Source organism: Vibrio sp. GJ43-1 (assembly GCF_055808835.1).
Genome location: NZ_CM147884.1, coordinates 3,296,118 through 3,317,092, shown reverse-complemented (window position 1 = coordinate 3,317,092; position 20,975 = coordinate 3,296,118). Strand labels below are relative to the sequence as shown.

The 20,975-nt window shown below is 46.1% G+C and carries 16 protein-coding genes, 9 tRNA genes and 3 pseudogenes; 20 read left to right on the top strand and 8 right to left on the bottom strand.

The window, feature by feature from the left end; translation table 11 throughout:
- Window positions 1–56 precede the first annotated feature (56 nt).
- The 18 genes and pseudogenes from csrA to luxS all read left to right on the top strand — a co-directional run bounded on the left by csrA (window position 57) and on the right by luxS (window position 11,967).
- Window positions 57–254: a carbon storage regulator CsrA gene (csrA, locus tag AC0L66_RS15710; RefSeq protein ID WP_009847619.1), complete on the top strand. Its 198-nt coding sequence runs from the start codon at window positions 57–59 to the stop codon at window positions 252–254.
- 210 nt (window positions 255–464) lie between these two features.
- A tRNA-Ser gene (locus AC0L66_RS15705) sits at window positions 465–557 on the top strand.
- Window positions 558–608: 51 nt separating this feature from the next.
- A tRNA-Arg gene (locus AC0L66_RS15700) sits at window positions 609–685 on the top strand.
- Window positions 686–720: 35 nt separating this feature from the next.
- A tRNA-Ser gene (locus AC0L66_RS15695) sits at window positions 721–813 on the top strand.
- Window positions 814–878: 65 nt separating this feature from the next.
- Window positions 879–955: transfer RNA gene (locus AC0L66_RS15690), tRNA-Arg, on the top strand.
- A 39-nt stretch (window positions 956–994) separates the two neighbouring features.
- A tRNA-Arg gene (locus AC0L66_RS15685) sits at window positions 995–1,071 on the top strand.
- A 63-nt stretch (window positions 1,072–1,134) separates the two neighbouring features.
- Window positions 1,135–1,211, top strand: a tRNA-Arg gene (locus AC0L66_RS15680).
- Window positions 1,212–1,251: 40 nt separating this feature from the next.
- Window positions 1,252–1,328: transfer RNA gene (locus AC0L66_RS15675), tRNA-Arg, on the top strand.
- Between the two features lie 62 nt (window positions 1,329–1,390).
- Window positions 1,391–1,467, top strand: a tRNA-Arg gene (locus AC0L66_RS15670).
- A gap of 38 nt (window positions 1,468–1,505) precedes the next feature.
- Window positions 1,506–1,582: transfer RNA gene (locus AC0L66_RS15665), tRNA-Arg, on the top strand.
- Window positions 1,583–1,982: 400 nt separating this feature from the next.
- Window positions 1,983–2,240: an oxaloacetate decarboxylase subunit gamma gene (locus AC0L66_RS15660; RefSeq protein ID WP_265676312.1), complete on the top strand. Its 258-nt coding sequence runs from the start codon at window positions 1,983–1,985 to the stop codon at window positions 2,238–2,240.
- A gap of 31 nt (window positions 2,241–2,271) precedes the next feature.
- Window positions 2,272–4,057 (top strand): annotated as a pseudogene (gene oadA / locus AC0L66_RS15655) (sodium-extruding oxaloacetate decarboxylase subunit alpha).
- A gap of 9 nt (window positions 4,058–4,066) precedes the next feature.
- Entirely contained in the window at window positions 4,067–5,197 is a 1,131-nt protein-coding gene (locus AC0L66_RS15650) for a sodium ion-translocating decarboxylase subunit beta (protein WP_265676310.1), read from the top strand.
- Between the two features lie 182 nt (window positions 5,198–5,379).
- The gene (locus AC0L66_RS15645; protein ID WP_473567884.1) at window positions 5,380–6,330 is read left to right on the top strand and encodes an NADP-dependent oxidoreductase; all 951 of its coding nucleotides are present in this window, start codon (window positions 5,380–5,382) and stop codon (window positions 6,328–6,330) included.
- Complete coding sequence (locus AC0L66_RS15640) at window positions 6,324–6,779, top strand: YqaA family protein (protein WP_265676308.1); 456 nt, start codon at window positions 6,324–6,326, stop codon at window positions 6,777–6,779. The genes AC0L66_RS15645 and AC0L66_RS15640 overlap by 7 nt, the downstream gene beginning before the upstream one ends.
- Window positions 6,780–6,788: 9 nt before the next feature.
- Window positions 6,789–9,644, top strand: a complete 2,856-nt coding sequence (locus AC0L66_RS15635; RefSeq protein ID WP_265676307.1) for a M16 family metallopeptidase — start codon at window positions 6,789–6,791, stop codon at window positions 9,642–9,644.
- Between the two features lie 87 nt (window positions 9,645–9,731).
- Window positions 9,732–11,315, top strand: a pseudogene (gshA, locus tag AC0L66_RS15630) (glutamate--cysteine ligase).
- A 133-nt stretch (window positions 11,316–11,448) separates the two neighbouring features.
- Window positions 11,449–11,967: an S-ribosylhomocysteine lyase gene (gene luxS / locus AC0L66_RS15625; RefSeq protein ID WP_265676304.1), complete on the top strand. Its 519-nt coding sequence runs from the start codon at window positions 11,449–11,451 to the stop codon at window positions 11,965–11,967.
- A gap of 123 nt (window positions 11,968–12,090) precedes the next feature.
- Here the strand turns inward: luxS and ruvX are convergent, their stop codons facing one another.
- From ruvX to metK, 8 genes and pseudogenes are all read right to left on the bottom strand, one after another.
- Complete coding sequence (gene ruvX / locus AC0L66_RS15620) at window positions 12,091–12,516, bottom strand: Holliday junction resolvase RuvX (RefSeq protein WP_265676303.1); 426 nt, start codon at window positions 12,514–12,516, stop codon at window positions 12,091–12,093.
- Between the two features lie 2 nt (window positions 12,517–12,518).
- A complete protein-coding gene (locus AC0L66_RS15615; RefSeq protein ID WP_250615846.1) occupies window positions 12,519–13,088 on the bottom strand; it encodes a YqgE/AlgH family protein in 570 nt (189 codons plus the stop codon).
- A gap of 97 nt (window positions 13,089–13,185) precedes the next feature.
- Window positions 13,186–14,133: a glutathione synthase gene (gene gshB / locus AC0L66_RS15610; RefSeq protein WP_265676302.1), complete on the bottom strand. Its 948-nt coding sequence runs from the start codon at window positions 14,131–14,133 to the stop codon at window positions 13,186–13,188.
- 13 nt (window positions 14,134–14,146) lie between these two features.
- On the bottom strand, window positions 14,147–14,878 hold the full coding sequence (gene rsmE, locus AC0L66_RS15605) for a 16S rRNA (uracil(1498)-N(3))-methyltransferase (RefSeq protein WP_265676301.1): 732 nt from the start codon (window positions 14,876–14,878) through the stop codon (window positions 14,147–14,149).
- Between the two features lie 99 nt (window positions 14,879–14,977).
- On the bottom strand, window positions 14,978–15,688 hold the full coding sequence (locus AC0L66_RS15600) for an endonuclease (RefSeq protein WP_265676300.1): 711 nt from the start codon (window positions 15,686–15,688) through the stop codon (window positions 14,978–14,980).
- A 93-nt stretch (window positions 15,689–15,781) separates the two neighbouring features.
- Window positions 15,782–16,279: a SprT family zinc-dependent metalloprotease gene (locus AC0L66_RS15595; RefSeq protein WP_265676372.1), complete on the bottom strand. Its 498-nt coding sequence runs from the start codon at window positions 16,277–16,279 to the stop codon at window positions 15,782–15,784.
- Window positions 16,280–16,352: 73 nt separating this feature from the next.
- Window positions 16,353–17,149, bottom strand: a pseudogene (locus AC0L66_RS15590) (DUF2189 domain-containing protein).
- A 348-nt stretch (window positions 17,150–17,497) separates the two neighbouring features.
- A complete protein-coding gene (gene metK, locus AC0L66_RS15585; protein WP_265676298.1) occupies window positions 17,498–18,652 on the bottom strand; it encodes a methionine adenosyltransferase in 1,155 nt (384 codons plus the stop codon).
- 156 nt (window positions 18,653–18,808) lie between these two features.
- Between metK and AC0L66_RS15580 the strand changes: the two genes are divergently transcribed.
- A complete protein-coding gene (locus tag AC0L66_RS15580) occupies window positions 18,809–18,961 on the top strand; it encodes a hypothetical protein (protein ID WP_473567880.1) in 153 nt (50 codons plus the stop codon).
- A gap of 17 nt (window positions 18,962–18,978) precedes the next feature.
- The gene (gene tkt, locus AC0L66_RS15575) at window positions 18,979–20,973 is read left to right on the top strand and encodes a transketolase (RefSeq protein WP_473567879.1); all 1,995 of its coding nucleotides are present in this window, start codon (window positions 18,979–18,981) and stop codon (window positions 20,971–20,973) included.
- The last annotated feature ends 2 nt before the right edge of the window (window positions 20,974–20,975 follow it).

The window sequence follows — 20,975 nt, the reverse complement described above, 5'->3', positions numbered from 1 at the left end:
ATGTTGGATAATGTGTTTCGTAGCAAGATAATTAGAGATTACTCAAGGAGCAAAGAATGCTGATTTTGACTCGCCGTGTTGGTGAAACATTAATGATTGGTGACGAAGTCACTGTTACTGTATTGGGTGTAAAGGGTAACCAGGTTCGCATTGGTGTTAATGCTCCTAAAGAAGTATCAGTGCACCGTGAAGAAATTTACATGCGCATTCAAGCAGAAAAGGGAAATGGTAATGTTGCACCAGGCAACTACTAATTTCTTTTAAAGAGGGCTAGCATTTTGCTGGCCTTTTTATTATCTACAATTTGCCATTATGTCTTAGACTTAGTGCGAATTTTAAACAGTGAAAATGTGCTTATGTGGCACTTTGATTAATTTGCCAACGGTTAAGCTGTTTTTTGCAATTTTTGCCAAGAAAGTGTTTGACTTATTTTTGGTAAATCGTAATATGTGCCTCCGCAAGACGGTGAGGTGGCCGAGAGGCTGAAGGCGCTCCCCTGCTAAGGGAGTATACGGTTTATAGCCGTATCGAGGGTTCGAATCCCTCCCTCACCGCCATTCTTGCACTGCTTAATTTTATGAAGCAATTCATAAAACGAAGTAAATGATGCGCTCTTAGCTCAGCTGGATAGAGTACCTGGCTACGAACCAGGCGGTCGGAGGTTCGAATCCTCCAGAGCGCGCCACTTCCCCTTGCAAAGGAAGATTAGCAATACAAGACGGTGAGGTGGCCGAGAGGCTGAAGGCGCTCCCCTGCTAAGGGAGTATACGGTTTATAGCCGTATCGAGGGTTCGAATCCCTCCCTCACCGCCATTATTGACCTTGAGTCAATTTTTTTGTTCTCAAGACAATTTAATGTGATATGCTTCACATTCTGCGCGCTCTTAGCTCAGCTGGATAGAGTACCTGGCTACGAACCAGGCGGTCGGAGGTTCGAATCCTCCAGAGCGCGCCACAATTTGAAAATGTTTGATAGTAATATCGAGCATACTGTGCGTCCTTAGCTCAGCTGGATAGAGTACCTGGCTACGAACCAGGCGGTCGGAGGTTCGAATCCTCCAGGACGCGCCACTTTTTAGGGTCTTAGATCCTGATGCCGCTCTCTTGAAAAAGAATACGACATCAAAACTTTGTGCGCTCTTAGCTCAGCTGGATAGAGTACCTGGCTACGAACCAGGCGGTCGGAGGTTCGAATCCTCCAGAGCGCGCCACAATTTGGAAAATGTTTAATAGCAATATTAAACATCCCGTGCGTCCTTAGCTCAGCTGGATAGAGTACCTGGCTACGAACCAGGCGGTCGGAGGTTCGAATCCTCCAGGACGCGCCACCTTTTAGGGTCTTAGATCCTGATATGGTTTTCTTAAAAAGAATACGATATTAAAACTTTGTGCGCTCTTAGCTCAGCTGGATAGAGTACCTGGCTACGAACCAGGCGGTCGGAGGTTCGAATCCTCCAGAGCGCGCCACAATTTGGAAGTGTTTGATAGTAATATTAAGCATCTGTGCGTCCTTAGCTCAGCTGGATAGAGTACCTGGCTACGAACCAGGCGGTCGGAGGTTCGAATCCTCCAGGACGCGCCACTTATTTAAAACCCTGCCTTTGGCGGGGTTTTTTATTAACAAAAAATGATCATATCACTAACCTTATTATTACAAATGGCTGTTTTTTAAAAGAAAGTTACTTGTAATTTTAAGCGTGTCTCAGTTTTAAACCCTTACTTTGTTATGTTGTTCACTCAGTATGAAGTTCTGTGTAACGTGTCTTACACGATAAATTGTCGGCTTCATCATAGTTTTTCGTTTGAATAACGTTTTAATGGCAACTCTAGATTAAACAAAATTGACAAACTTTCACCAATCGAGATAATCCTAGTCCTCTTGCAATGGAAGCAATGTAAGAACGTATGCATATCTAACCTTAGGCAATGATGCCTAGTACTTGGTTGAATGACTTGTCAGGATGACAAAGAAAGGACGCAAAATGACTAATATTGGAAGCCTGCTAGGCGATGCGGCTACCCTAATGCTAACGGGCATGTCCGTTGTATTCGTATTTCTAACTATTCTTGTTTATCTCGTTCGGTTAATGTCGAAATTGGTGCCAGAAGAAGCGCCAGAGCCGATCGCTGCCCCAAAACAAACTAAACCATCACTGTCCCCATCGAATACTGTTAGCCCGAGTGTTGTCGCTGCTATTTCTGCAGCCGTACACCAATACCGCACTTCGGCCGCAAAATAGATTAAGTTAAGATTAAAAGGAGTTAATGAGCATGTCTAAACCACTAGCTATCACGGACGTGGTACTTCGTGACGCCCATCAATCACTGTTTGCTACCCGTATGCGAATTGAAGATATGTTACCTATTGCCGCCGAGCTGGATAAAGTCGGCTACTGGTCGTTGGAAACATGGGGCGGTGCCACTTTTGATTCATGTATTCGTTTCTTGGGTGAAGATCCTTGGGAGCGCTTACGTGAACTAAAGAAGGCAATGCCAAATACGCCGATGCAAATGCTTCTGCGTGGTCAGAATTTATTGGGTTATCGCCATTATGCTGATGACGTAGTGGAAAAGTTTGTTGAACGTGCTCATGCCAATGGCATGGATGTTTTCCGTATCTTTGATGCGATGAACGATGTTCGCAACTTTGAAAAAGCAGTGAAGGCAACTGTTGACGTGGGTGCCCATGCACAAGGAACATTGTCTTACACCACAAGTCCAGTACACAACACGAATACTTGGGTTGATCTAGCGAAACGCCTTGAAGATCTTGGCTGTCACTCTCTTTGTATAAAAGACATGGCAGGTCTTTTAAAACCTTATGAAGCAGAAGATCTTATCACGAGAATTAAAGAGTCTTGTGATGTGCCACTCGCGTTGCATTGCCATGCTACAACGGGTTTATCTGCGGCAACGGCAGTAAAAGCGGTTGAGGCTCGGCATTGATATTTTAGATACCGCTATTTCATCAATGAGTCAGACTTATGGTCACACACCAACTGAAACCGTGGTGGCGATGTTACAAGGGACTGAGCGTGATACTAACCTCAAACTAGAACAAATTGAGCCTATCGCGGCTTACTTTAGAGAAGTTCGTAAAAAATACGCAAAATGGGAAGGACAACTGAAAGGTGTCGATTCGCGTATTTTGATTGCTCAGGTGCCGGGTGGCATGTTGACTAACATGGAAGGTCAACTTAAAGAGCAAGGCGCCGCTGATCGTCTTGATGAAGTACTTGAAGAGATCCCTCGCGTACGCGAAGACTTAGGGCATATTCCATTGGTCACGCCAACATCGCAAATTGTCGGGACTCAAGCGGTCATTAATGTGCTGACTGGTGAGCGTTATAAGAGTATCACTAAAGAGACGGCTGGTGTCCTCAAAGGTGAGTACGGAACTGCGCCAGCACCAGTGAACGCCGAGCTACAAGCAAAAGTACTCGATGGTGCAGAGCCTATTACTTGTCGTCCTGCGGATCGATTGGAAGCGGAAATGCATACATTAACCGATGAGCTGCTCGTTAAGGCGAAATCCGAGGGGATTTCCTTAGCAGAGGATACGGTTGATGATGTACTGACGTATGCCTTGTTCCCACAAGTAGGATTAAAGTTCCTAAAAAATCGTCACAATCCCGATGCATTTGAACCAGCGCCGACGTTAGAAACAGCGAAACCCGTTGCTCAAGCCGCGTCTCCGGCACCGAGCAGTGGTGGAATTGAGTCTTATAGCGTGAAGGTGGATGGACAAGTTTATGATGTTGAAGTCGGTCCTAAAGGTGAACTCACATCAGTCACGCCTTCTGCCGCCGCTCCTGTACAAGCTGCCCCAGTTGCTGCTACGAACGTAGAAGCGGTAGGTGCACCGTTGGCAGGTAATATCTTTAAGGTCAACGTCGCGTCCGGTGCTCAGGTGGAAGAGGGCGACGTACTACTGATTTTAGAAGCCATGAAAATGGAAACAGAGGTTCGAGCAGCGCAAAGTGGTGTGGTGCACGATATACATGTCAAAGAGGGCGATGCGGTTACCGTTGGCGCACCTCTCGTTAGTTTGGCGTAAGGGAGTACCATGGACGGATTGATGACCTTATGGTCAGAAACAGGGATCGCTAACTTTGAGTTTGGCCAGATCTGTATGATGTTAGTCGGTGGTTTATTGCTGTTTTTAGCGATAAAGAAGGGCTTTGAACCACTGTTGCTATTGCCGATCGGCTTTGGTGCAGTGCTCGCTAATATCCCTAATGCTGGATTCACCGATCCCGGCGGCTTATTGTACTACGTGTATTACATCGGTATTGAAACTGGCGTTTTTCCACTGTTAATCTTTATGGGCGTCGGTGCCATGACCGATTTCGGGGCATTAATTGCCAACCCGAAAACGTTGTGGCTAGGCGCTGCGGCCCAGTTTGGTATTTTTGCAACGCTATTTGGCGCAATCTTACTCAACTACGTGCCTGGTATGGAGTTTTCTATGCCAGATGCGGCGTCGATTGCCATTATTGGTGGTGCCGACGGGCCGACGGCTATTTTCCTAGCTAGCCGTTTGTCCCCAGATTTATTGGGAGCCATCGCGGTTGCGGCGTATAGTTACATGGCATTGGTACCGATAATTCAGCCGCCTATCATGAAAGCACTGACGACTCCGGAAGAGCGTAAGATAAAAATGGCTCAGCTGCGTCATGTTAGTAAAGGTGAGAAGATCCTCTTTCCTCTAGCTGTCTTGTTGATGACTATCTTGTTCTTACCTTCAGCTACGCCATTGGTCGGAATGTTTTGTCTTGGTAACTTGATGCGTGAGGCTGGTGTCGTTGATCGTCTATCAAAAACCGCGCAGAACGAGCTGATTAACATAGTGACGATCTTTTTAGGGCTAGGTGTTGGTTCAAAGTTACAAGCGGATCAATTCTTAAACGTTGAAACCTTAGGCATTTTAGCCCTAGGGGCCGTGGCATTTAGTATTGGTACTGCTGGAGGCGTGCTTATGGCTAAGCTTCTTAATAAGTACTCTAAAGAGGACATTAACCCATTAATTGGCGCTGCAGGTGTTTCTGCGGTACCGATGGCAGCGCGAGTTGTGAATAAAGTTGGTTTAGAGGCCAACCCACAAAACTTCTTGTTGATGCATGCGATGGGACCAAATGTTGCTGGTGTATTAGGCTCAGCCGTTGCGGCAGGCATACTACTGGCGCTGGTTGGCTAATCAGGTTGCTAGATAGTAAAAGGGGGAGCTAAGCTTCCCCTTTTTGTTGCCTATCGTATTTCAGATACGATATCTGGCGCTTATTTTGTTACATAGCGGCAGTGAATGGTTGATTTAATGACCTAGTAGTCTGGGTACTAAATGGCTAATATGTTGTCACTGCACGAAAAAAGGATAGTGACATGCAATGCAAACAAATTGTAATCCCTGAATTTGGCGCGCCAGAGGTGCTCCAAACGCGTGAAATTGACATGCCAACACCCCGGAAGGGGGAAGTGCTAGTCAGAGTCGCGTTTTCTAGCATTAATCCAATTGATGTCAAAACACGGGCGGGTCTTGGTTGGGCAGCCAGTGAGAATAAAGACAACTTGCCTTGGGTGCCTGGATATGACATTTCGGGGAAAATCGAGCAGTGCGGCGACAATGCATCCCGTTTCTCTGTTGGTGATGAAGTGGCGGGCTTTATTGGGTTTCCGGCTCTAGGTGGGGGGTATAGCCAATACGTTTGCGTCCCAGAGAGCGAGCTATCCTCAATCCCTAGCACAGTGACTTTGGAAGCGGCGGCGGCATTGCCTTTGGCGGGTCAAACTGCCGCTCAAGCGATTAATAAAGCACAAGTTAAAGAAGGCGAGCGTGTCCTTATTTTAGCAGGAGCGGGTGGTGTGGGGCATATTGCGGTGCAAATTGCGATTGCGACAAAAGCGGAAGTGTATACCACATGCAGTGAAGCTAATTTGGACTATCTGGCAACGCTTGGTGCACATGCGATTAACTATCAATTTGCACCTGCCTCGGAACGGTTATCTGATATCGATGTTCTGATTGACCTTGTTGGTGGAGAGGTTGCACTTGATGCATTGAAGTGTTTAAAAGACCATGCACGAGTGATCACCATTCCTACAGTAACGGCTGAACTCGTCTGTGAGAAAGCGACGCTGCTAGGTTTTAGTGCCAGCGGCATGTTGGTGTCGCCAGATCCTAAACAGATGGAGACATTGCTTTATATGGTCGGAGTCGGTTTACTAAAAACAGAAATACAGCACATTTTCCCATGGCATGATGTTATTAGCGCTCATAAGCAAGTTGAAACCAGCCGCACGCGTGGGAAAGTCTTATTGGATATGCAATGTTAGAGTCGTTTTCTCAATATCTAGCGCAGTCTTGGTTTGCCGACTCTGCGTTAGCGGTCTTATTTATCTCCGGTTTTTTAAGTGCGACGTTGCTACCCGGTGGGTCGGAAGCAGGATTAGTTGCAACGTTAAGTCTAGGTCAGTACAGTACTTTGACCGTTATTTTGGTAGCGACAATTGGTAACACTCTCGGTGGGTTGACGAATTACTGGATCGGTCTTTGGTTACCAAATCGAACTCAAAACGAAAAGCATGGTCATAAAGCCATAGCTTGGATACAAAAATATGGTTACTGGACACTGTTGTTCAGTTGGCTACCTGTCATTGGTGATCCCCTGTGTTTAGCCGCAGGGTGGTTAAGAATGAAATTTCTTCCTTGTGTTGTACTTATCGCAATTGGTAAGGCGCTTCGCTACGCTGCATTGGCAGCGATCTTCTTTGGTCTCTTCTAAGGAGCATATATGAAAAAGATCTGGCTCGGCATGATGTCGTTAGTCTTTATTTACGGTTGTAGCAGCGAGACTACAACATCGACGACAGTTAACTTGCCTGATGGTGTGCGTCTGATTGAAGAAGCAAAGCCGGATCCGAGTAAAACGATGATCCCCTATTCGAAGTACCAGTTAGATAATGGCTTAACGGTCATCCTTGCCCCTGATAATTCCGATCCGTTAGTGCATGTCGATGTCACTTATCATGTAGGTTCTGCGCGCGAAGAAGTGGGAAAATCGGGCTTTGCACACTTTTTTGAGCATATGATGTTTCAAGGCTCGGAACACGTTGGTGACCAGCAACATTTTAAAATTATCACCGAAGCTGGTGGTACGCTTAATGGCACCACGACACGTGATCGCACCAACTACTTTGAAACTGTCCCTGCGAATCAGTTAGAAAAAATTCTTTGGCTTGAAGCCGATCGTATGGGCTTTTTACTTGGCGCAGTTTCTCAGCACAAATTTGAGATCCAGCGAGATACAGTAAAAAATGAACGCGCACAAAATTACGATAATCGCCCTTACGGCTTAGTTTGGGAAAAAATGGGTGAGGCCATGTATCCAGAAGGGCATCCATATTCGTGGCAGCCAATTGGTTATGTAGAGGATTTAGATCGTGTGGATGTGAATGATCTAAAAGCTTTCTTTTTACGTTGGTATGGTCCAAATAATGCGGTATTAACTATTGGTGGCGACATCGATACCGAGCAGACCTTACAGTGGATTAGTAAGTACTATGGTTCTATTCCAAAAGGTCCAAGTGTCGATAAGGCGCCGAAACAGCCAGCTATTGTCCCAAATGATCGTTACGTCACATTAGAAGACCGAATTCGTCAACCTATGGTTGTCATAGGCTGGCCGACCGATAGCTATAGAGGGGCTGACAATCAAGCCACACTCGAAGCAATGGCTGATGCTATTGGTGGCGGGACGAATGGATTACTGTATCAAAAGTTGATTAAGACTCAGAAAGCGCTCGATGCAGGTGCTTTTACCGAATGTAATGAGTTGTCATGCAATTTCTTTGTGTATGCAATGGGCGCTTCAACAGATAAAGATGGCTTAAAGGCACTTTATCAAGAATTGTTGAGCACGCTGGATGAGTTTGAAAAAGAAGGCATTAGTCAGGCTCGTTTAGAACAGATCACGGGATTGTCTGAATCAGGCTCAGTCTTTGCGTTGCAAAGTGTTAAAGGCAAAGTCACGCAGCTTGCGTCTAACCAAACCTTCTTTAATCAACCAGACAGGTTAGAGCAGCAGCTTACTCAGATCCGTGCAGTCACACCTGAAGATGTTAAAGCGGCTTACAATCAATTCATCAACAACAAACCGAAAGTGACATTAAGTGTGGTACCTGTGGGGCAGTCGGATATGGCGGTGCAACAGGCGAACTTTGAGACCCCTAAACGCACGCTACCTGCTTATGTCAAAGTGACCGAAGATCAGTTAACGTTCCGCCGTCCGGTTGATGATTTTGATCGCAGCGCGATGCCAGAAGTGGCGCAGGCAGTAAAAGCAACCATGCCAGAGCTTTACCAAGTACACTTTGATAACGGTAGTGAGCTACTTGGTACCGTGAGCTCAGAAACACCAACCGTAGAAATACATTTTCAGTTACCAGCGGGAGAGCGTTACGTCGAGAGAGGCAAAGAAGGCCTTGCTGGTATGACAGCCTCCATGATGGAAGAGGGCACAACAACATTAAGTGTCGAAGAACTGCAAGCAAAGCTTGACCAGCTTGGTAGCCAAATTAGCATCAGCGCAGGCTCGTACTCGACACGAGTCACCGTCTCTTCTCTAGAGAAAAATCTGACTCAAACATTAGCGCTAGTTCAAGACGTGTTGTTTAACCCAGCGATGAAGCAGAGTGACTTTGACCGCCTGAAAGCACAGATGTTAGAAGGTTTGGTATATCAGCATCAGAAACCAAGTTGGATGGCATCGCAAGCAACACGTGATGTACTGTTTGGTGATACGGTCTTTGGGCGTTCTTCTGACGGATCAGAGTCGTCGATTGCCTCCATTACACTCGATGAAGTTAAAGCCTTCTATCGTTCGCACTACACGCCGCAAAGTGCGCAAATTGTGGTGGTTGGTGATGTAAGCCGTAAACAGATAGAGCAAAATCTTGGCTTTTGGAAAAACTGGCAGGGTGCAGCTGCCCCTCTGTTGGCTCCAGAAGCGGTGAAGCCGTTAGCGGGTCAACACATTTACTTGGTGGATAAACCCGCCGCGCCACAAAGCATTGTGCGTTTGGTTCGCCAAGGGATGCGCTTTGATGCAACGGGAGAGTTGTATTTGAGCCGCTTAGCGAACTTTAACTTGGCGGGCAATTTTAATAGCAGGATTAATCAGAATTTACGTGAAGATAAAGGCTACACCTATGGTGCGAGTGGGTACTTTGCCAGTAACCGCGAAGTGGGCGCGATCGTTTTTAGTGCACAGGTACGTGCAGATTCAACCATTGCTTCCATTGAAGAGTTGCTTAAAGAGCTAAAAAATTACAGTGACAATGGCATGACAGAAGATGAACTGAATTTCATGCGATTAGCGGTTGGTCAGCAAGATGCGTTGACGTACGAAACTCCGAGCCAAAAAGCCAGCTTACTATCGAGTATTTTGACCTATAGTTTAGACAGAGATTACCTCAAGCAGCGTAACGAGATTGTTGAAACCGTTGAAAAATCGGAGTTGGATGCCCTAGCGGAAAAATGGTTTGACCCGAGTCAGTATCAGATTATTGTCGTGGGTGATGCCAAGGCATTAAAACCACAATTAGAGAAACTGAATATTCCAATTGAAATGCTTGAAATCTCTCAATAGAGTGACCATATAGGGGGGATAGGAGTGGCATTGATAATGTTTCACCTAGCCCTCAATTGGAACAACAACATATAAGCGAATCGCATTTTGACTAATTTTGCTACGCGACTGGAGCAGGTTGCTAAAGATCAGACTGTCTTTAAAGAGTTTGGTCGCGGTGTAGAAAGAGAGACGTTACGTTATACCGAAGATGGCCAATTGGCTATGACGCCTCACCCTACCTCGCTAGGTTCTGCGCTGACGAATGAATATATTACAACGGACTTTTCTGAATCATTACTCGAGTTTATTACGCCAGTCTCCCACGACGTGGATACTCTCGTTAATCAACTGTCAGATATTCATCACTTCACTCAAGCGAAGTTAGACAACGAAAAGCTTTGGCCGCTTTCGATGCCTTGCTACGTCGGCAAAGAAGATGATATTGCCCTTGCGCAGTACGGCAGTTCAAATGCAGGACGAATGAAAACCTTGTACCGACAAGGTTTAAAGCACCGTTATGGCAGCTTAATGCAGGTTATTTCAGGTGTGCACTTTAACTTTTCGTTCCCAGAGTCTTTTTGGGATGCGCTTTATGGTGAACAAGATGAGCCCTCTCGCCAAGCCTCTAAATCGGAAGGGTATTTTGGTTTAATCCGAAATTACTACCGTTTTGGTTGGCTCATCCCTTATTTCTTTGGAGCCTCACACTAGCCTTATGCAGTTCGTTCGTGCAAGGAAAAGAGAGTGCGCTGCCGTTTGAAAAAATAGGTGGAACACTTTACCTCCCAGAAGCAACGTCATTGCGTTTGAGCGATTTAGGTTATACCAATAATGCGCAAAGCTCGCTTAAAATCGGTTTCAACAGCCTTAATCAATACTTAGAAGGGTTGAATGAAGCGATTCACACCCCATCGGATGACTTTGCCAAAATTGGTGTCAAAGTTGACGGTGAATACCGTCAATTAAATGATTACGTTCTGCAAATTGAAAATGAGCTCTATGCACCCATTCGACCAAAGCGAGTAGCGAAAAACGGGGAAAAACCGTCTGAAGCGCTATCGAGGAAGCTACGGTGTTGAATACATTGAAGTCCGTTCGTTGGATGTGAATCCATTTAGTCCTATTGGTATTACAAAAGAGCAGATTCGTTTCCTCGATCTATTTATCACGTGGTGTGCGCTGAAAGATTCAGAGCCGATGGATGATTGTGAGCTGGAATGCTGGCGTCAGAACTGGAACAAAGTCATTCTTGAAGGGCGTAAAAAAGGCTTGGAGCTTAAAATTGGTTGTGAAGGTGAAAAACTCTCTAGCCAGCTTTGGGTTAAGCGCGTCTTTGACGATCTTCGCAGTATTGCTATTGTCATGGATGAAGCGCACGGCAGTGATGACTATGTTGCGGTGTGCAACTTGTTAGAACAATGGAACGATGATCCTCAGCAAACGATTTCAGGTCAACTTTTGTCGATGACGAAAGAGTTGGGTGGTTTAGGAAAAGTAGGTTGTGAGTTAGGTAAAAAATACCGAAATAGCAACACGGAACAACGTTATCGCACTTATAGCGAGGCGATGATGGAAGAAGAAGTGACTCGCTCATTTGCGGCGCAGAAAGACATTGAAGCGGCGGATACGCAAGGCTTTGATGAGTTTTTAGCGGACTACTTTGCTCACCTGCAAACGAAAGCGGACTAGTAAGTTCAGTCAATCTGCACGTAAGCCGAGTCTGAAGATACTCGGCTTGCACCGTGTGTGCTGTGCTTTTACAATGACCATACACTATTGAATGCTAAGCTTCATGTCTTGAAGCCTTAACGGAGAAACAACGATGCCTTTATTGGATAGCTTTACCGTCGATCACACTAAAATGCACGCCCCTGCTGTGCGCGTAGCCAAAACAATGCAAACGCCAAAGGGTGATACGATCACTGTGTTTGATCTTCGTTTTACGGTACCTAATAAAGATATCTTGTCTGAAACAGGGATTCATACACTTGAGCACTTATACGCGGGCTTTATGCGTGCGCATTTAAATGGCGAGCAAGTTGAAATTATCGATATTTCTCCAATGGGGTGCCGTACTGGTTTTTACATGAGCTTGATTGGTACACCTTCTGAGTCAGACGTCGCACAAGCATGGTTAGACTCAATGCAAGATGTACTAAAAGTAGAAAGCCAAAACAAGATCCCTGAGTTGAATGAGTACCAATGTGGTACGGCCGCGATGCACTCTCTAGAAGAGGCTAAATCGATTGCTACGACGATCATTGCTGCGGGTATTCAAGTGAATAAAAACGATGAATTGGCGTTGCCTGACTCGATGCTACAAGAGCTTAAAGTGGACTAGTGAGTCGATGAAAGCAAAAAAGGATGGCCTAGCCATCCTTTTTTTGTATTTTAGCTTCGCGCTCAAGCGAGTGAGAATCGCTGATCGTGAATCAGAGAGCGAGAATAGGTTAGCAACTTGATGTTAGCCCCATTGGGTTTCAAACCAACTTTCTAGAATCACGACTGCCGATTGGCAGTCTACATTGCCTTTCGATAGGGCTTTATAACCGCCCATACTAAACAGATCAGCTCTCGCTTCTGTCGTTGATAGGCGCTCATCTTGAAGCTCGACGGGCAGACCAAAGCGCCCGTGTAGTCGGTTAGCAAACTTTTTCGCTCTTGGGGTGATACTCTCGAGATCTTTACCATGAAGATCGGTCGGTAGCCCAACAACGATCAAATCGGGTTGCCATTCTTTAATTGTTTTCTCAATGTCATCCCAGTTGGGAATACCATCTTTAGCTTTGAACGCTTTTAAAGGATTCGCGGTCCCTGTCACTTCTTGCCCTATGGCACTTCCGATACTTTTGGTACCAAAATCAAAGGCGAGTATGGTTCTTGTTGTCATGACTATGCGTGCCCAACTTGAGTGGAGAGGTGTGCAATATCAATACCGAGCATTTGAACAGCGCTGTGCCAGCGATCTTTGACCGGAGTGTCAAAAATCACGCTAGTGTCTGCTTCAATCGTTAGCCAAGAATTATCCGCCAATTCCGTTTCTAATTGACCCGCGTCCCACCCGGCGTAGCCTAAGGCGACCAAATAGTTTTCTGGTTGAGCATCAGTGCCGAGTACCGCGAGGATGTCTTTAGATGTGGTCACGGAGATCTTTTCGGTAATTTGGATACTGGATTGATATTTATCTTTGGGTTTATGCAGGATAAAGCCTCGGTCTTCCGAGACAGGTCCCCCATTTAAAACCGGTTCATCTAGGCTTTTGCTGTGCTGCGTTTGGGAGGCGATGGGTAGCTCATTTTGTACTTGCAACAGCATGTTGGCCACGGTGACATCAATAGGGGTATTGATGATAATCCCCATCGCACCATCATCATTGTGCTCGCACACATAGATAACCGTACGTTGAAAGTAAGGGTCTTTCATTCCGGGCATTGCTACAAGAAAATGATTAGCTAAGTTCATTTTCGCCTCCTAACGTGACATGGTTTGGAACCTGTGGTGTTAACTATCAGTCATAACTGTTGGCTTATGCTAAGTTAACCACGGGCACAAACCTCGGTTATTGACCTAATCGGCGCTCAATAGCATCCATCAGCTTACCAGTAATAGAAACATCAAATGCCGCTTCAATCTCGCGAATACAAGTTGGGCTTGTCACATTGATTTCTGTCAGTTTATCGCCAATAACATCAAGACCTACAAATATTAACCCTTTCTCTTTCAAAGTGGGAGCAACAGCAAGGGCGATTTGTTTATCTGTCTCACTTAGTGGACGAGCTTCACCTGTACCGCCTGCCGCAAGGTTGCCACGTGTTTCCCCTTTTGCTGGGATGCGAGCGAGACAATAAGGCATTGGTTCACCATCAACCACGAGAATACGTTTATCACCGTTACTGATATCGGGAACAAAAGTTTGCGCCATTGCGTAGTTTTGCCCGTGATTGGTGAGTGTTTCAATAATTACCGACACGTTTGGATCATCTTGCTTGACGCGGAAAATTGAAGCGCCACCCATACCGTCTAATGGTTTTAGGATCACATCGCCATGAGTATCACGGAAAGCTTTAATTTTCTCCGCTTTACGGGTCACGATAGTGGTTGGGGTGAGTTCTGGGAACCACGCTGTAAAGAGCTTTTCATTACAATCGCGCAAACTTTGCGGCTTGTTAACGATTAATGTGCCTTTCTCTTCTGCTCGTTCAAGAATATAGGTCGCATAGATAAACTCAGTATCAAAAGGAGGATCTTTACGCATAAGAACGGCGTCGAGATCAGCGAGTTCAATCGTCTGCTCTGAGGTGAACTCATACCAGCTTGCCGGATCTTCTTTAAGCGTTACTACTTTTGTATCGGCAACCGCAACGCCTTGGTCAAGGTGCAGGTCTTGCATTTCCATATAATGGATTTCATAGCCACGACGCTGCGCTTCGAGCATCATGGCAAAGCTAGAGTCTTTTTTGATGTTAATGGACGAGATTGGGTCCATTACGATTCCGAGTTTAATCATGCGTGTTCTCCAGTTAGCCTAAATCGCCAAAGCGGACTTGGAGGGCGGTTATCGCTGTTAAGGCAGCGGTTTCCGTTCTCAGTACGCGGGGGCCAAGCAGGGTTTCTTCAAATTGGTATTGTTCCGTCATCTCGATCTCTTGAGGAGACAAGCCGCCTTCAGGGCCAATCAACAGTCTGACCTTGCTAATTGGCTCAGGCAGTGTGTTAATCGAGTATTTTGCTCTAGGGTGCAAATTGAGCTTTAGCGCGTCAGAGGGTTCTGCACACCATTGTTCCAATGACATGATTGGGCGTATTGTCGGCACGGTATTGCGGCCGCACTGTTCACAGGCACTAATGGCGATCTTTTGCCATTGCTGCATCTTTTTTTCAAAGCGTTTAGGGTCCAGTTTTACACCGCAACGCTCTGAAATAAGCGGGGTGATGGTATTGACGCCTAATTCAACCGATTTTTGGATGGTAAATTCCATCTTGTCACCGCGAGAGACTACTTGCCCTAAATGCAGATCGAGCGGAGACTCAATACTGTGAGCGACTTTCTCGGTTAAGGCGACAGTGACTGATTTTTTTGTGACTTCATCTATAGTGGCTGGAAATTCATGTCCACTGCCATCAAAGAGTAATACGTCTTGGCCTTCTTTCATTCGTAATACACGGCCAATGTGATTGGATGCATCCTCGCTCAGTGCGAGTCTACCCAAGCTGACAATGGTTTCAGGGTGATAAATACGAGGTACGCGCATAGTAACTTCCAACGAACAAAAAAGGTATTGAGGTATAACATGGATGCAAGCCCCAGAAATTACAAGGGCTTGCTGGCTAAAATAGTCAATGTTCTAGCCCTACGAGCGATCACGACAAGCTGCGACCACAAAAGGGTTATTGTTACCTTGTCGTGAAGCAATACGTTTGTCGCGCTCACACTCCCATGCATCTGCGGGATAAGAACGATTCCACGCATTCATAAGCTGTTTTTGTTGCTTTGACAGTGTGAAGCCATACTCTTGGCTCATATAAAGATAGGTTCGAGCAATCGAGCCTTTTGCTCTATCGGGTGGCATCACTTTACGTTGCTTGAAATTGACCTGCATTTCGCATCGACCGTAGCTCACACCATCAACGCCATTCCACTGACTAAAATTGTAATTGGAGCGATCGCCATTCACTTCGCCAATAGCAGGTGTCAGGTTATGAAGATCCGCTTCCATTAATCGGAACGTTTTGTCATTTTTAGTGCAGTTTTTTCGTCCTCCTTCCTGCCAGCATTGACGCTGGTGGCCAAATTGCCATGCAGGAACAACGTGCTCCCATTCAATTCGGCTTGCCCGTTTTTGTTGTTTGCGAACTTGATAGCCGCAAGAGTCGAGATCGGGCGTGCCTTTTTTTCCTTGCCACTGAATATCACAACCGCAGTAAAAGCTAATAGGGTGATCGGCGTAGATTTTAACCGCCTGCCTTTTGGCTGAGCTAAAGCTGCTCGGTGGTGCTGATTGTACGGTTAAGGGCAGAAAAAGTAGGCCTACTACAAGGGCCGAAGTTACGCGAATGGTCATTTATAAGTCTGATAAAAGTGCTAGATAACCTAGTTTAGATCGCACTTTAGTCTATGACTACTACCTTATTTGACATTAATGACATCGTGGATACTAGCTAAGCTGCTTACCCGAAAATTGAAGAGCAGCGCGGCATTTTTGACATAAGTAGCGTGCTTGCTGCCGTTGTACTTTGTTGTGTCGGCGAATCGTTAACGGGTAGGTCGAGCATTGGCATTGATATTCAAATGTTTTGCCTTGTACCGATGTGATATCCATGGCGTGAGTGGTTTTCGGTGAGACATTAAATACGTGGTGCATTATGGACTGCCAATGAGCACCGTGAGCAGGGACTCGACCATAGAACTTAAAGGCAAGCAGGTGGGCGACCTCATGCGGGATAACCTCATCAATAAAGGTATCGCAGTTTTCTGTAAAGAGAACTGGGTTCAGCCTAATTTCCCATGTTTGTAGATAAGCTTTACCCGCCGCCTTACCTCTTAATTTGAAGCTGAGTGTCGGTATTGGCAAAGTTTGTTGGAAGTGTTGCTCGGCAATTGATATGCACTCGGCCAAGCGCTTTGACGCTCGATAGTGTAAGTCAGTCGTCAATGAAGCCATGGTTAAACCTAATAACGCCCTATGGAAGGGCGTTATTGTAGGTTAGCGGGCTAGTAAAGCAAGACTACGTATGGTGTCTTTTCTTAATGACTTCATGATAGGCGTGCCAAGTACCATATCCTAATATCGGCATGGTGATAATCATACCTAACCCAAAGGTGGCAAAGCCAATCAGTATTCCACCGCAAATAATGAATGCCCAGACAATCATGGCTGGGATATTCGATTTGACCGCATTAAAACTGGTGAAAACCGCCGTCATTACATCAACTCGACGTTCCATCATGAGAGGGATAGAGAAAGCCGATAAGCTAAATATGATGCTAGCGATGACAAAGCCAATCACAGAGCCAGTAATGAGAAATGGAGCGAATTCTGTCAGTGGCGCGCCTTGGACGGATGGGTAAAGCGCATGTAACAGCGCGGCTATTCTCATCCAAAATATCATGGCAACCGCGAGCAACACGGCGAACGCCCACTGTGAGGTGGAGTTGCGACCAATGGCTTTCATGGAATGAAATAAGCTGGCCTTATGACCTTTCTCTCTTTCCCAAGCGGCGTCATAAAGCCCTAATGCAAGGAAAGGGCCAATGAGCATATACACCACAAGGCTTGGCATGATGACTAAATGGGTACCTTGCCACTGTACTAGCTGAACAATCGCGACGGCTGCTGCGGTAAAACACAGCCCATAAAATGCGCTGATAACCGCAGCATTCTGATTAGGTCATGCAGGCCCAGTGCGAGCCAGTGAAAGGGTGCAGAAATGCTGACTTGGTTACAAGGTATGGTTTTAGCGTAATCCTGATCTTTGACTTCGTGTTTTTTTTGGAAGTCTTCTGTCTGAGCGGTTCGAGGCATATGTCCTCCCTGATTTGACAATCTGGCCTTCGTCTCTGATTTAAGGGACATGAACGAGCCGTATGATCATGTGATCACGGTATTGGCGCAGCGTGTTCCCAAAATGGAGTTAAGGATGCGTGTTGATGAGTTAGCGTAATTCTCATTCTGCATCGATACTCTTAACGTTAACTATTGACCTAGTCGGGAAAAAACACAATTTTTGTAGGGTAGAAAAGATGGGCCATAACGCAGCTTTATAACACTTTTATAACAAAGTGATTGAAATGATTACTAATAGTAAAAAAAGCCCTCAAATATTTTTTGAGGGCTTTTTGTTTGAATTATCGCTATGCGTGATAGAGAGCGTTATTTAATACCAGCAAAGTCACGTAGGATTGCCGCTTTATCAGTCGCTTCCCATGGGAATTCTTCACGACCAAAGTGACCATAAGCCGCCGTCTGCTTGTAGATAGGTTGAAGCAGGTTCAACATTTCTTGTAGGCCGTACGGACGCAGGTCGAAGTTTTGACGAACTGCTTCAATGATGATGTCGTGTGCGACTTTCTCGGTACCAAATGTTTCAACCATGATCGACGTAGGATCAGCAACACCGATAGCGTACGACAATTGAATTTCACAACGATCTGCCATGCCAGCAGCAACGATGTTTTTCGCTACATAACGTGCCGCGTATGCTGCACTACGGTCAACTTTTGATGGATCTTTACCAGAGAACGCACCGCCACCGTGGCGAGCTGCGCCGCCGTAGGTATCAACGATGATCTTACGACCCGTTAGACCACAATCGCCCATAGGACCGCCGATAACGAAACGACCCGTTGGGTTGATGAAGAAGTTAGTGTCTTTGTTGATCCACTCAGCCGGAAGTACTGGCTTGATGATCTCTTCCATTACGGCTTCACGAAGATCTGGTGTTGTGACGGAATCGCAGTGCTGAGTTGAAAGTACAACCGCATCGATACCAACGATCTTACCTTGGTCGTATTGGAAGGTAACTTGAGATTTCGCATCTGGACGAAGGAAATCAAGTTTGCCGCTCTTACGAACTTCAGCTTGTTTTTTCACAAGTAAATGAGAGTAAGTAATCGGAGCTGGCATTAGGATTGGCGTTTCGTTAGTCGCGTAACCAAACATGATACCTTGGTCACCCGCGCCTTGCTCTTTTGGATCGGCTTTATCAACACCTTGGTTGATGTCTGGAGATTGCTTACCAATGGTGTTTAGTACTGCACAAGAGTCGGCATCAAAGCCCATATCAGAGTGAACGTAGCCAATTTCGCGAACCGTTTCACGAGTGATTTCTTCGATGTCTACCCACGCTGAGGTCGTGACTTCACCACCAACCATTACCATGCCTGTTTTTACATACGTTTCACAAGCAACACGCGCTTTCGGGTCTTGTTCTAGAATTGCGTCAAGTACAGCATCAGAAATTTGGTCAGCAATTTTATCAGGATGTCCTTCTGAAACAGATTCAGAAGTGAACAGGTGCTTAGCCATGAGAGCTCCAATTACAGTTAAATAAGGCCAGCAATATTGTGCTCGCCTATAAAAAATACAATGATATTTTGTAGGTGTATCTACATCTAGACGTCTATTCTAGTCATCGATGTTTGAGAATCAAGCGATTTTTACTTTTATGTTATAGCCAAACGTTTGCGCATTTTGGAGGTATCACAGTGGAACGGGGTAAAAAAACCCAGTAAAAATGCTCAAAATGGCGGTAAAACGTTTGCAGAGGTTGGGGGCTTTGCGACAATGCTTGCCGCTGACTTTATTCAGCAAGGAATCAACTTGAAATTCGCTTAATGCACTCAGGAGCAGACATGTCGTCTCGTAAAGAATTAGCTAATGCAATCCGTGCCCTTAGCATGGATGGTGTTCAACAAGCCAACTCTGGTCACCCAGGCGCCCCTATGGGTATGGCTGATATCGCCGAAGTACTTTGGCGCTCTCACCTAAATCACAACCCTCAAAACCCTGAATGGGCTGATCGTGATCGTTTTATTTTGTCAAACGGCCACGGTTCTATGTTGATTTATTCTCTGCTTCACTTAAGCGGTTACGAGTTATCAATCGATGATCTGAAAAACTTCCGTCAGTTACACTCTAAAACCCCTGGTCACCCAGAGTATGGTTACGCACCGGGTGTAGAGACGACAACGGGCCCGCTAGGTCAAGGCATCACCAACGCGGTTGGTATGGCGATGGCAGAAAAATCGTTGGCGGCGCAGTTCAACAAAGAAGGTCACGATATCGTAGACCACTTTACTTATGCCTTCATGGGTGATGGCTGTCTGATGGAAGGTATCTCACACGAAGCATGCTCACTAGCGGGTACGCTAGGTCTTGGTAAGCTGATTGCTTTCTGGGATGACAACGGCATCTCGATTGATGGCGAAGTAGAAGGTTGGTTCTCTGACGATACGCCTAAGCGTTTTGAAGCTTACGGTTGGCATGTTATCCCTGCCGTTGATGGCCACGACTCTGATGCCATTAATGCAGCGATTGAAGCGGCGAAGGCCGATCCTCGTCCTACGTTAATCTGTACTAAAACCGTTATCGGTTTTGGTTCTCCAAACAAAGCTGGTACGCACGACTGCCACGGTGCACCACTAGGTGCCGATGAAATTGCAGCAACTAAAGCCGCGCTGGGTTGGGAGCACGGTCCTTTTGAAATTCCAGCTGATATCGCAGCGCAATGGAATGCACAAGAAGCGGGCGCAGCTAAAGAAGCAGCGTGGAATGCTAAGTTTGACGCTTACGCAGCGGCTTACCCAGAACTTGCGGCTGAGTTTACTCGTCGTACAAACGGTGAGTTGCCAGCGGAGTGGGAAGAAAAAGCATCAGCAATCATTGCTGATCTTCAAGCTAACCCAGCAAACATCGCATCGCGTAAAGCGTCTCAAAATGCACTAGAAGCATTTGGTCAAATGCTTCCTGAGTTCATGGGCGGCTCGGCTGACCTTGCGCCTTCTAACCTAACCATGTGGTCTGGTTCTAAGTCGCTAACGGCAGAAGACTTCTCAGGTAACTACATCCACTACGGTGTTCGTGAATTCGGCATGACGGCTATCATGAACGGTATCGCTCTGCACGGCGGTTTCGTACCGTACGGCGCGACATTCCTAATGTTTATGGAATACGCTCGCAACGCAATGCGCATGGCTGCTTTGATGAAAGTTCAAAACATCCAAGTATACACGCATGACTCTATCGGTCTTGGCGAAGATGGTCCGACTCACCAACCAGTTGAGCAAATCGCATCGCTACGTTTAACTCCAAACATGAGCACATGGCGCCCATGTGACCAAGTTGAATCTGCAGTGGCTTGGAAACTGGCGATTGAGCGTAAAGATGGCCCTACATCTCTGATCTTCTCTCGTCAGAACCTTGCGCAGCAAGATCGTGACGCAGAGCAAGTAGCAAACATCGCCAAGGGTGGTTACATCCTGAAAGATTGTGCAGGTAAGCCTGAGTTAATTCTTATTGCAACAGGTTCTGAGGTTGAGCTAGCTGTTGAAGCGGCTGCGCAATTGACTGCAGAAGGTAAAGCGGTACGTGTGGTTTCAATGCCAGCAACCGATGCATTTGATAAGCAAGATGCGCAGTACCGTGAATCTGTATTGCCATCTGACGTGACAGCTCGTATTGCAGTTGAAGCGGGTATTGCTGACTTCTGGTACAAGTATGTTGGCTTTGGTGGCAAGATCATCGGGATGACAACATTTGGTGAGTCTGCGCCAGCGGGTGAGCTATTCAAGATGTTTGGCTTTACAACGGAAAACGTTGTGAATACTGCAAAAGAGCTTTTAGCGTAAGC